This is a genomic window from Mesorhizobium sp. M1A.F.Ca.IN.020.06.1.1 (assembly GCF_004023265.1).
Classification (GTDB): Bacteria; Pseudomonadota; Alphaproteobacteria; order Rhizobiales; family Rhizobiaceae; genus Mesorhizobium.
In genome coordinates this window covers 1-11,844 of sequence record NZ_RZSR01000061.1, presented here as the reverse complement: position 1 = coordinate 11,844, position 11,844 = coordinate 1, and the positions used below count along the sequence as shown (strand labels likewise).

At 63.4% G+C, this 11,844-nt stretch carries 10 protein-coding genes and 1 pseudogene; 3 read left to right on the top strand and 8 right to left on the bottom strand.

The window, feature by feature from the left end; all coding sequences use genetic code 11:
* From EOA60_RS05015 to EOA60_RS04990, 6 genes are all read right to left on the bottom strand, one after another.
* Positions 1 to 738, bottom strand: a 738-nt coding sequence (locus EOA60_RS05015; protein ID WP_128311113.1) for an aldehyde dehydrogenase family protein, incomplete at its 3' end; no start/stop codon positions are given.
* 24 nt (positions 739 to 762) lie between these two features.
* Positions 763 to 1,179: a type II toxin-antitoxin system VapC family toxin gene (locus EOA60_RS05010; protein WP_095823438.1), complete on the bottom strand. Its 417-nt coding sequence runs from the start codon at positions 1,177 to 1,179 to the stop codon at positions 763 to 765.
* Positions 1,169 to 1,579: a hypothetical protein gene (locus EOA60_RS05005; protein WP_095823439.1), complete on the bottom strand. Its 411-nt coding sequence runs from the start codon at positions 1,577 to 1,579 to the stop codon at positions 1,169 to 1,171. The genes EOA60_RS05010 and EOA60_RS05005 overlap by 11 nt, the downstream gene beginning before the upstream one ends.
* A gap of 71 nt (positions 1,580 to 1,650) precedes the next feature.
* Positions 1,651 to 3,021 (bottom strand): glutamine synthetase family protein, encoded by a 1,371-nt coding sequence (locus tag EOA60_RS05000; RefSeq protein WP_095778816.1) that lies wholly within the window; start codon positions 3,019 to 3,021, stop codon positions 1,651 to 1,653.
* Between the two features lie 87 nt (positions 3,022 to 3,108).
* Entirely contained in the window at positions 3,109 to 4,665 is a 1,557-nt protein-coding gene (locus EOA60_RS04995) for an amino acid permease (RefSeq protein ID WP_095800504.1), read from the bottom strand.
* 22 nt (positions 4,666 to 4,687) lie between these two features.
* Positions 4,688 to 5,506 (bottom strand): N-formylglutamate amidohydrolase, encoded by an 819-nt coding sequence (locus tag EOA60_RS04990; protein ID WP_067002583.1) that lies wholly within the window; start codon positions 5,504 to 5,506, stop codon positions 4,688 to 4,690.
* Positions 5,507 to 5,652: 146 nt separating this feature from the next.
* On the opposite strand from EOA60_RS04990, the gene EOA60_RS04985 reads away from it, so the two are divergent.
* The 3 genes from EOA60_RS04985 (at position 5,653) to EOA60_RS04975 (ending at position 11,025) form a co-directional block, all read left to right on the top strand.
* The gene (locus EOA60_RS04985) at positions 5,653 to 6,483 is read left to right on the top strand and encodes a MurR/RpiR family transcriptional regulator (RefSeq protein WP_067002767.1); all 831 of its coding nucleotides are present in this window, start codon (positions 5,653 to 5,655) and stop codon (positions 6,481 to 6,483) included.
* Positions 6,484 to 6,739: 256 nt separating this feature from the next.
* Entirely contained in the window at positions 6,740 to 7,897 is a 1,158-nt protein-coding gene (locus tag EOA60_RS04980; protein WP_095823440.1) for an efflux RND transporter periplasmic adaptor subunit, read from the top strand.
* Positions 7,894 to 11,025 (top strand): efflux RND transporter permease subunit, encoded by a 3,132-nt coding sequence (locus EOA60_RS04975; RefSeq protein WP_128292974.1) that lies wholly within the window; start codon positions 7,894 to 7,896, stop codon positions 11,023 to 11,025. The genes EOA60_RS04980 and EOA60_RS04975 overlap by 4 nt, the downstream gene beginning before the upstream one ends.
* A gap of 27 nt (positions 11,026 to 11,052) precedes the next feature.
* Here EOA60_RS04975 and EOA60_RS04970 read toward each other — a convergent pair whose 3' ends face one another.
* Positions 11,053 to 11,511 (bottom strand): hypothetical protein, encoded by a 459-nt coding sequence (locus EOA60_RS04970; RefSeq protein ID WP_164748180.1) that lies wholly within the window; start codon positions 11,509 to 11,511, stop codon positions 11,053 to 11,055.
* Between the two features lie 63 nt (positions 11,512 to 11,574).
* A pseudogene (locus tag EOA60_RS04965) lies at positions 11,575 to 11,844 on the bottom strand (NADH oxidoreductase); the annotation flags it as partial.

Sequence of the window (11,844 nt, the reverse complement as noted above, 5' to 3'; positions counted from 1 at the left end):
GTCCATTTTGGCGTCGGGAAGGACATAGGCCGGATCCTTGCCGCCGAGCTCGAGGCCGAGCGTCATGAAGGTGCCGGCCGCGGCCTTCTCGATGGCGCGGCCGCCGGCAACCGAGCCGGTGAAGTTGACATGATCGATCTTGCCCGAGCCGAGCAGCCTTTCGGTCTGGTCGTGGTTCATGACCAGATTCTGGAACAGGCCTTTCGGCAGGCCCGCCTTGTCGAACGCCTGCTGGAAGCGCTCGCCGACCAGCAGCGTCTGCGCCGCATGCTTGAGGATGACCGCGCTTCCGGCCATCAGCGCCGGCACGATCGTGTTGACCGCGGTGAGATAAGGATAGTTCCACGGCGCGATCACCAGCACGACGCCAAGCGGCACCTTCTTGACATAGCGGCGAAAGCCGTCCTTCGGATTGGAGGCCATGATCGGCTTCAGCGCAGCTTCCGCGATCTCGACCATGTAGCTGGTGCGTTCCTTGACGCCGCCAAACTCGCCGCCATAGCGCACCGGCCGCCCCATCTGCCAGGCGATCTCGGGCACGATCTCGTCGCTGATGCCGACCAGCGCTTCCAGCATCGCCAGCATGTACTTGCCGCGCTCGGCAACCGGTGTCTCGGCCCATTTCTCCTGCGCCGCCCTGGCGCGCTCTGCCGCCGCATTGATCGCCTGATCCGTCGCGACCGGCCGCTCGGCATAGATCGAGCCATCGATGGGTGATTTAAGTTTTACGGTAGCCAAGAAGACGTCTCCAAATTGACTCTTTCAGCAGGCGATGGCTCTGACATGACCATGCGCGGCATAGGCCAAAATGGCCTTGTCACGGGTTACGATAGTCAAATCGCGCTCCCGCGCGGTCGCTATCAGAATTCGATCCATTGGATCGCTGTGAACGACACCTGGGAGGTAGGAGGCCGCGATGAGAATACGTGGCGTCACCCCTTCCACTGTGACGGCCGCCGCCTCAACGAACTCGTCGAACCAACGGTCGGGCGTCTTCGTGGACGGCAACCTGCCCTTCGACACCAGCATGCCCATCTCCCATGCCGTCATGACCGATACGTTCAGCGTGCCGGACTGAGGAGCCTTGCTGATAGCCGTTGTCGCCGCATCGGCTATCGGTTCGTCCTGCGAAATCCAGATGACCGCGCAAGTGTCCAACAGAAGGTTCTCAGTCTTCATAGACCTTGCCCCAATCCTGCTCGACAGGCTCCGTCAGATCGACCTCTGGGAGGATAGTAAGCGTTCCCTTCATGCAGCCGAAGATCGGGTGCCGTGTCGGTGTCCCGCCGATCTCGGCCTGAGCCGATTCGCCGAACCCCTTTGCAGTGCCGGAACCTGGCTGAACGCGCCGAAAGACCAGATTTTCGCCCGCTATATTGACGGACTCAGTCTGGAACCCCGCGGCCAGCCACTCCTTTGTCATTGGATTGTTGCTGGGGTTATTGCTCCACCAAGCCGGATACTGCTTGGACGCCGGTAGCTTTTCGCCAAGCAGCTTCTCGATGTCGCTGAACGACATCGGAACCCGCTCGCCGGTTTGAGCCATAAGATACGAACGCAAAGGCGAATACTTTCCCATTCTCACGCTCCCGAACTCAACCAGCCAAGACTACAGCTTTAGTTAGGTTCAGTCAACGTTCGACTACAGCTTTAGTAGCGTTCAAACCCCCGGTGCAGTTCCCAATCCGTGATGCGGCGGTCGTATTCGAACTGCTCCCAGCGGGCGGTGTGGACATAGTGCTCGATCACCTCCTCGCCGAAGGCCTGCTTCAGCATCGTGGAGCCTTCCAGCGTCTCGGTGGCATCGCGCAGCGTCTTCGGGATTTCCGGCAGTTGCGACGCCTGATAGGCGTCGCCGACAAACGGCTTCTGCAGCTCCAGCTTCTCGTCGATGCCGGCGAGACCGGCCGCGATCAGCGCAGCGAAGGCGAGATAGGGGTTGAGATCGGCGCCGCCGATGCGGCATTCCATGCGGATGCCCTTGGTACCCTCGCCGCACAGCCGGAATCCCGCCGTGCGGTTGTCCTCGCTCCACATGATCTTGGTCGGCGCGAAGGTGCCGGCCTGGAAGCGCTTGTAGGAGTTGATGTACGGCGCCAGGAACCAGGTGAACTCCTTGGCGTATTTGAGCTGGCCGGCCGCCCATTGCTGGCCGAGGCTCGACAGCGTCCATTCGGCGTTTTTGTCGAAGAACAGCGGCGTCCCGCCGTCGGCGCTCCACAGCGAATTGTGGATGTGGCTGGAATTGCCGGCAAGCCCGTAATTGTACTTGGCCATGAAGGAGATGGCCTTGCCTTCGGAATCGGCGATCTCCTTGGCGCCGTTCTTCAGGATGACGTGGCGATCCGCCATCTCGAGTGCTTCGGCATAGCGCACATTGATCTCTTCCTGGCCCGGACCCCACTCGCCCTTGGAATTTTCGATCGGGATACCGGCTGCCTCCATCTCGTTGCGGAGCCGGCGCATGACGCCTTCTTCCTTGGTGGTGATGCCGATCTGGTAGTCGCCGATATAGGGCGAAGCGCTGTCGAGCCCTTGCCAGTGCTTCCTGCGCGCCGATTCATAGGTTTCGCTGAACAGGTAGAATTCGAGCTCGGAGGCGAAGTAGCCGATATAGCCGCGCTCGCTCAGGCGCTTGACCTGCTTCTTCAGGATCGCGCGCGGCGAATGCGCGAGGTCCTCATGGTCGTGATGATCGAGCACGTCGCAGATGACCAGCGCCGTCTTCTCCAGCCATGGGACGCGCCGAAGGGTCGACAGGTCGGGTTTCATGACGAAGTCGCCATAACCCTTCGACCAGCTCGCCGCCTTGTAGCCCGGCACCGGCTCCATATCGATGTCGCAGGCCAGCAGATAGTTGCAGCCATGCGTCTCGCCATGCGCGGAATCGACGAAATACTGGGCCAGGAAGCGCTTCCCGGCGAGCCGGCCCTGCATGTCGACGATGCAGGCCAGCACCGTGTCGACCTCGCCGTTCGAGACCGCTTTCTTCAACTGATCGAACGAGAAATTCCCGGCCATTCCTTTGGCACTCCAACACTTGTCGATTGAAAGGGAGAAACGAAGCCCTGGCCGGCGTGACGCCGGCCAGGGCCATGATGTCCGATGTCAGTGGCCGGTCTCGCCGACCGCCTGCTCTGCCGCCTTGATCGCCGCCTGGCGCGCCGCGATGATGTCGCCGAGCGGCGGCCCCTGGAAGCGGTTGCGCTCGAAGGCGAACCAGACGACCGCCGTTAGGATGAAGAAGCCGACGGTGATGTAGAGCGCCCAGTCGTTCGGCGGCTGGATGCCGATGACGAAGATAAGGATCATCGACACGATCGAGAGCAGACCGAACAGCATGAAGATGCCGCGGCCCATGTTCCACGGCCCCATCTTGTCCCACTTCGGCGTCCCCCAGGCCATCATGCCGAGCACGATCGGCACGGTGAAGGAGAGGAACAGGAAGATGACGGTGCAGGACACCACGATCGTGTAGGCCGAGGTGCCGGCGACCGAGACCACCGACGAGCCCCACACGAACAGCACCGACAGGATCGAGGCTGTCCAGATCGCCGCCACGGGCGTGCGATAGGTCGGGCTGACCTTGGAAAGCGCTGCCGAGCCCGGCAGGCCGCCGTCACGGGAGAAGGCGAAGATCATGCGCGAGGCCGAAGTGACGGTGGCAAGGCCGCACAGCAGCTGTGCCAGGAACACGACGAGATAGACGAACTCCTTCAGTCCGGTTCCGACGCGCTGGTCGAAGGCCCAGAAGAATACGTTCCAGCCCTGCTTGGCGGCCTCGTCCATGTTCGGGATCATCAGCACGAAGGCAGCCAGGAACAGGTAGCCGAACAGCGCCGACCAGATGACCGACATGACCATCGCGCGCGGCACGGAAGAAGCCGCCTTGATGGTTTCCTCCGACGTGTGCGCCGAGGCGTCATAGCCGGTGATCGTATAGATCGGCAGCAGGAGGCCAAGCGCGAAGACCCAGGCGTTCGAGACCTGCGGCCACACGCCGCCTCCGGCATCGCCTGAGTAGTTGTGGAAGGTGAAGAGGCGGCTGAAGTCCCAGGTCTCGGCCGAGAGCAGGCAGACCACCGCGATCAGGATCGAGCCGAAGAAGATCAGATAGCCCGAAAAGTCGGTGAGCTTTGCCGTCAACTTGATGCCCAGATGGTTGATTAGCGCCTGCGCGCCGGTGATGATGACCAGGAAGATCGTCTGGGTGGTCAGGTTGTTTTCAATGCCCAGCGTCGGCCCGAAAGCGCCGACGAAGAAAGTCCAGGTGCCGACATTGATGGCGCCGAGCACGGTGATCAGGCCAAGCAGGTTGAGCCAGGCGGTAACCCAGCCGGTGCCGCGATTGCCGAGGATCGAGCCCCAGTGATAGAGGCCGCCGGCCGTCGGATAGGCCGAGCTGATCTGCGACATGGCGACCGCGAAGGTGAGCGACACGAAACAGCCCACCAACCAGCCGATGCCGATGCCGATGCCGCCGGCGCCGGAGGTCGCCTGCGCCAGCGAGTTGATGCCGCCGGACAGGATGCAGATGATGGAGAAGGAAACCGCGAAATTCGAGAAGCGGCTGAGGCGTCGCTCCAGTTCCTGGGCATAGCCCATGCTGTGGAGGACTTGTATGTCCTCAGCCTTGTCGACTTCGGTGTAGTCATTTGCTGCCATGTTGGAAGTCCCCTGTGGTTTCTTAGCTGGCCGACTGTACTGACTTTCCCATTGCGCGTTGTCGGGAGCCCCTGGCCTCCTCGGGCTCCAGATTCGAGAATATGCCTGTGAGCAGATCCGCCCATTTCCGCTGCCCGGTCTCGCCGGAGATCTCGTCGTTGCGGATTTCGATCATCGCGCAGGCAAGGCCGCGCGAGCGCGCGTGCCGTTCCAGCGTGAAATAGACGCGGTCGGCCGGCGAATAGGGTTCGTTGACGCCAACGGTGACGCCGGAGAGCCGCTTGAGCGCCGATATCAGCGGCGCGGCGAGCCGGCGATCGTCGTCATGGATGATGCCGATATGCCAGGGACGGGTCCTGCCCTTATAGACCGGCGTGAAGGAGTGCACCGACACCAGGCGCGTTTCCTGGCCGAGCGCCAGCCGCTGCTCGATGATCTCAGCGATCGTGTCGTGGAACGGACGCCACGCGAGATCGATCCGCTCCGCGCGCTGCTTGCCGGAGAGATTCGAATTGCCCGGAATGGCCGTCGCCTCGCTGACCGGCGGCACGAGGTCCGGCGCGTCGAGCGGGCGGTTGCAGTCGATCACCAGGCGCGAGATGCGGGTTTCGACCAGCGTGGCGTCGAGCGCGTCGGCCATCCGGCTGGCGACCGGCAGCGCGCCCGGATCCCAGGCGATATGCCGGGAGAGATCCTCGGCGGGCAGCCCGAGCGTTCCGAATTCGGCGGGCAGGAAGTTCGAGGCGTGATCGCAGGTGAGGACGAAGGGGCTCGAGCCGCCGGGGTTGGTCACCCTCACGGTCTCAGACGGTGCAAGGCTGGCGCGCCGTGCTTTCTCCATACTGCCGTCCCCTCGGGAGCGCTGTATCTTATGTTACGTAATTTGCCTCATTGCGCCCCTGTGAATGATTTCATACAGTTTACGCGGCTTTGTCAAACGCGGAATTCCGAAAACGGCGGCGACCGGGTCAAAGGGTGGGGAAAACGATGATCTCCAGTATTGCCGAACTGATTTCGGACCGCATCGGCACGATGCCGGCAGGCGAGCGCCGCGCCGCGCAGACGCTGATTGCCAACTATCCGCTGACCGGGCTGAAGACCGTGGCCGAGTTCTCGACCGCGGCGGGAGTCTCCTCACCGACGATTCTGCGTTTCGTCGCGAGGTTAGGTTTCCAGAACTATCCCGAATTCCAGTCGGCGCTGCAGGATGAACTGGCCGCGCAATTGCAGTCGCCGGCCTCTCGCACGCTCAACTCGGCGTCGCCCGCCAATGGCGGCGCCGTTTCGCCGATGCTGGAGGCGACGCTCGACAACATGCGCGAGACGTTCCGGCACCTTACCGACAAGCAGTTGGCCGACATTGCCGCACGGCTTGCCGAGCGCCGCGGCAAGACCTTTCTGATCGGCGGCCGCTTCACCGATCCGCTGGCGCGCTACATGGCAGCCCATCTAGCCATCATCCAGCCAGACGTCTACCACCTCGCCGGCCAGGAGAGCATCTGGCGCGACCGGCTGATCGACATGGGCAAGCGCGACGTGCTGGTTATCTTCGACATCAGGCGCTACCAGGAAAGTCTGCTCCGCTTTGCCGAAAAGGCGCACCAGCGCGGCGTCCAAATCGTGCTCTTCACCGATCAGTGGCTCTCGCCGATCGCCCGCTTCGCCCGCCATGTGATCGCCGGGCGTACCGCCGTGCCTTCGGCCTGGGATTCATCCGCCGCCCTCTTTGTCGTCGCCGAAACGCTAATCGGCGCGGTTACAAGGCAGCTCGAAGCCGCCGGCGCCAAGCGCATCCGCGACCTGGAGAGCCTGCGCTAGGCAGTTCCAGGCAACGGCTTCCGTTCGGTTTTGCTTTGACCGAATGGCGGCCGGCGTCCCCCAAATTGCGGCAAAAGGTGGGACCGAAGCGATGATCCCGCTTCACGTTACCGAGATTTAATGTGCACGTTTGCGTGATAATTGCCATAAAACGCTGATATTATGATGTGGCGTGGCCGGTATCGCTCTCACGCCGTATCGTCGCTCAGCCTGCTTCCACTTGGAACCGGCGGACGATTCTGCCGCTGGAGTGTCAATGTCGAGCTGGAAACAGATTGTTCTTGCGCTGGTGATCGTGGTTGCCGCTGCGGCCGCCTGGGCGCGCTTCTATCCCGGCGCGCCTGAGGTATTGGCACGCTGGGGTATGGACTGGGCGATTGCGGCGACGCCCCCCGCCACGGGAAGCATCGAGAGCGGTTCTGTCCGGTCCGGTCGCAATCGCGCCGGCCAGATCGTGACCATTGTCGCCTCCCCTGCCGGCACCGCCACCATCAACGACAGGCTTCAGGCGATCGGGACCGGCCGCGCCAATGCGACAGTCACTGTCAATCCATACTCTTCCGGCCGCCTCACCGAACTGCCGGTGCAGTCCGGCACCCATGTCGAAAAAGGCGATGTCATCGCCAGGCTCGATTCGGAGACGGAAGTGATTGCGCGCGACCGTGCCAAGGTCGCGCTCGACGACGCCCAGGCGAAGCTCGATCGGGTCAAGTCGCTGCGAGCCTCCAATGCCGCCACGCAAGTTGCCGTCGCGGATGCCGAGGTGGCGCTCGCCAATGCCAAGCTGGCGCTGCGCGATGCCGAGCTCGCGCTCGAGCGCCGCTCTGTCGTCGCGCCTATCGAAGGCACTGTCGGTATCCTGCCGATCGCCGCCGGCAACTATGTCACCAGCCAGTCGGCGATCGCCACGCTTGACGACCGCTCGAGCATATTGGTCGATTTCTGGGTGCCGGAGCGTTTTGCCGCCGCTGTAAAGGTCGGACAGCGATTGTCGGCCACGCCGCTGGCCAACCCCAACCAGGTCTATTCCGGCACGGTTTCGGCCATCGACAACCATATCGACGAGAACAGCCGCACGCTGCTCGTCAAGGCGACGATCGCCAACCCGGCGGATTCGCTGCGCGCCGGCATGTCGTTCCAGATCGCCATGATATTCCCCGGCGACACCTATCCGGCCGTCAGCCCACTGGGCATCCAGTGGGGCACCGACGGCGCCTATATCTGGACCGTCGAAAACGGCAAGGCAAAGCGCGTGCCGGTGCGCATCATCCAGCGCAACACCGAGACGGTGCTGATCGATGCTCCCGTCGAGAGCGGCGACATGGTGGTGACCGAAGGCACGGAGAGTGTCAGCGAAGGCGGCGAGGTCCGGATCGCCGGCGAGGACCGCGCCACCGCGGCCGAAGGCTCATGAGCGCCGCCGGCGACCAGACCGCGGGATCGGGCCTGACCGCGCTCTTCATCCGCAGGCCGGTCATGGCCTTCGTGCTCAATACGCTGATCGCGGTCGCCGGCCTCGCAGCCTTCTGGGGCGTCGAAATCCGCGAACTGCCGGATGTCGACCGCCCGGTCATCACCGTCAACACCACCTTCGAGGGCGCGGCCGCCGAAACCGTCGACCGCGAGTTGACCGACCCGATCGAGGGCGCCGTCGCGCGCGTCTCGGGTGTCAAGTCGATCTCGTCGACTTCATCTTTCGGCCAGAGCCGCGTCACCATCGAGTTCAGCGACGGCGTCGATCTCAATGTAGCCGCCTCCGATGTCCGCGATTCCGTCAGCCGCATCACCAACCAACTGCCCGAGACCGCCGATGCGCCGCGCATCGTCAAGGCCGACGCCAATTCCGACCCGGTGATGCGGCTGGCGGTCACGTCCGACACCATGTCGGTGCAGGACATGACGGTGCTGGTCCAGGACCGCATCGAGGACGAGCTCGCCGCCGTTCCAGGAGTCGCCGACGTCCAGGTATCCGGCGGCCGCGACAAGATCTTCCGCATCGATGTCGACCAGAACAAGCTGGCAAGCCATGGCTTCACCGTGGCGGATTTGCGCAAGGCGCTCGCCTCCGTCGCCTTCGATTCCCCGGCCGGCTCGATCACCACCACCAACCAGGACCTCGTCGTGCGCACGACGGCCGACGTGACCACGCCGGAGGAATTCGAGAGCATCGTCATCGGCGGCGCGACGCGCATCCGCGACGTCGCCACCGTGACGCTCGGCCCCGACATCGGCCAGACCTCATTGCGCTCCGACGGCAAAACCGGCATCGGCCTCGGCATCATCCGCCAGGCGGAATCGAACACGCTCGATATATCGACCGGCGTCAGGGCCGCCGTGGAGAAGCTCCAGGCAAACCTTCCGCAAGGCATGTCGATCAAGGTCACCAGCGACGATGCCGTCTTCGTCAACGGCGCTGTGCACGAGGTTGAGATCGCGCTCGCGCTTTCCGTCTCGATCGTGCTGATCGTCATCTACGCCTTCCTGCTCGACTGGCGCGCGACGCTGATCCCGGGCCTGTCGATGCCGGTCGCCATGATCGGCACCATCGCCGCGATCTACCTCGCCGGCTTTTCCATCAACATCCTGACGCTGCTGGCGCTGGTTCTGGCGACGGGCCTCGTCGTCGACGACGCCATCGTCGTGCTCGAAAATATCGTGCGCCGCCGCAACGAGGGCATGGGGCCGCGAGCGGCCGCCGTGCTCGGCACCCAGGAAGTCTTCTTCGCCGTCGTTGCCACGACGCTGACCCTGGTCGCCGTCTTCGTGCCGATCTCCTTCCTGCCGGGACAGACCGGCGGGCTCTTTCGCGAGTTCGGCTTCGTGCTGGCGATGTCGGTACTGCTCTCCTGCGTCGTGGCGCTGACGCTCTGCCCGATGCTCGCCTCGCGCATGCTGACCAGCGCCTCTCTTCACCACGAAGGTGGCAGCGGCGTGGGCGCTCGCATCGGCGGCGCATTGCATCGGCTCTACAAGCGCTGCCTGCATGCCTGCCTCGGCGCCCCCTGGATCGTAGTGCTCGTCGCTATGCTCTTCGCTGGCACCGCCTTCACTTTGTTCGGCACGATACGTCAGGAGCTGACGCCGACCGAAGACCGCGCCGTCGTTTTGCTGCGCATCAACGCGCCGCAAGGAGTCAGCCTCGACTACACGACCGAGCAGATGCGCAAGATCGAGCGGCTGATCCAGCCTTTGCGCGATTCCGGCGAGATCCGCAGCACCTTCGCGAATGCCGGCAACAACGGCGCCTACAATAGCGGCTTCATGGTGATGACGCTGGCGCCGTGGGCCGAGCGGACGCGCAGCCAGCAGGAGATCATGGCCGAGATCAGCCGCCTGACAAAGCAGGTGCCAAGCGTCCGCGTTTTCCCGGTTCAGCCCAACAGCCTTCGCATCCGCGGCGCGGGCAGCGGCCTGCAATTCGCCCTGGTCGGCAACGACCGCAAGGCGCTAAGCGCGGCGGCGGTGCAGATCGTCGAGGAAATGCGGCAGGATCCGCGCTTCCAATCACCGCGACTTTCCGTCGACCTTACGCAGCCGCAGCTTGCCGTTGCCATCGACCGCGAGCGCGCCTCCGACCTCGGCATCGACATCACCGGGCTTGCGGACACGCTGCAGGCGATGCTCGACGGCAACGATGTCGTCGACGTCTACATCGCCGACCGCAGCTATGGCGTGAAGCTGGTCTCGACCACCAATCCGATCAACGATCCGACGGATCTGGAAAACATCTTCCTGAAAACGTCGGACGGCCGCTTCGTGCCGATGTCGACCATCGCCACGCTGACCGAGCGCGCCGTGCCGCCGTCCCTGACTCGCGAGCAGCAGCAGCCGTCGGTGGCGATCACCGCCAGTCTCGGCGGCAGCTTCGCGCTCGGCGATGCGCTGACCCGCGCCGAGGAGATCGCAACACCGCTGCTGCCGTTGGACGCGCGGATCGTGCCGCTGGCCGAGGCGGCGACACTCGGCGAGAGCAACAGCGCCATGGCGACCATCTTCGGTTTCGCGCTGGTCATCATTCTTCTGGTGCTGGCGGCCCAGTTCGAGAGCTTCGTCAGCGCCGTCATCATCATGGCGACAGTGCCGCTCGGGCTCGCCTGCGCCATCTTCGCGCTGCTTTTGTCGGGCACCAGTCTCAATGCCTACAGCCAGATCGGCCTGGTCCTGCTGGTCGGCGTCATGGCCAAGAACGGCATCCTCATCGTCGAGTTTGCCAACCAGCTGCGCGACCGCGGGCTTGGCGTGCGCGAGGCGATCGAAGAGGCTGCCACCATTCGCCTTCGCCCGGTGATGATGACGATGATCTGCACCGTGCTCGGCGGCGTGCCGCTGGTGCTGGCTTCGGGCGCAGGCGCCGAGGCGCGCGTGGCGCTCGGTTGGGTGATCGTCGGCGGCCTTGGCCTGGCGACCGTCTCCACGCTCTTCCTGACCCCTGTCGCCTATCTCTTGCTTGGCCGCTTCGTCACGCCCAAGGCGCATGAGGAAGCCCGCGTGAAGCGCGAACTCGAGCAAGCCGCCTATGCCAATGTCGAGCCGGCGGAATAGTGCGCAGGCACGAGCCAGGCAGCTCAGCTACTTGCCGGTGAAATCGGGCAGCCGAATGTATGGATTGCGCTGATCGTAGGGATATCTTGGCTCGCCTTTGCCAGACGAAACGGCTCCCGCTATGAGCACTCCTTTCGGCCCAAATTGATAATCGATGCCGGCACAAAGATGCGCGAGCGTTTCATAGTCGAAGTTGCGCAATTCGCTGCCGGCTGCGAATGCAGCCGCTTTCATCGCATCCGACGAAAGCGAGCCGAGCATGCTATTGCGATAGGCCCTGACCTTGGCCTTGCTGAGCCGCGATGACTGGCATTCAGAGCCGACGACGCGCGCCAGCATGATATTTCTAATTGCGGTCGATGCTGGATCATTCAAAGAGGCCGAATATTTATTGAGAAAATAGTTCGTACCCGGATCATTGGTCATCGACTTGCGCCAAATGGGCGGGAACTTGTCGGCGGCCTCGGCACTAAATGTACCTGCCATTGACACCAGGACGAATCCGACAAACCACCGTAGCCTCATAGACGCGACCTCGAGTTATTTTGATCAGGGCTTAACAAACACCTTGCCGTTCGGCTTGGCCAGCTCGTCCGACAGCCTGGCCATCGCCTCGTCCAGCGGCACCACCGCTGTCACATCCGTCGACCAGCGCCCGTCGGAAAATCTCTTCTGTGCCTCCAGCACCGCCGGGCCGAGCCGGTCGCGGAACTGCCGCATCCATTCGGCCAGCCAGAAGCCTTCGATGCGCTTGTGCTGGAAGATCAGTTGGCCGGGCTCGCGGATGACAGTCGCCTCGGCGTCGAGCCTCCCATAGAC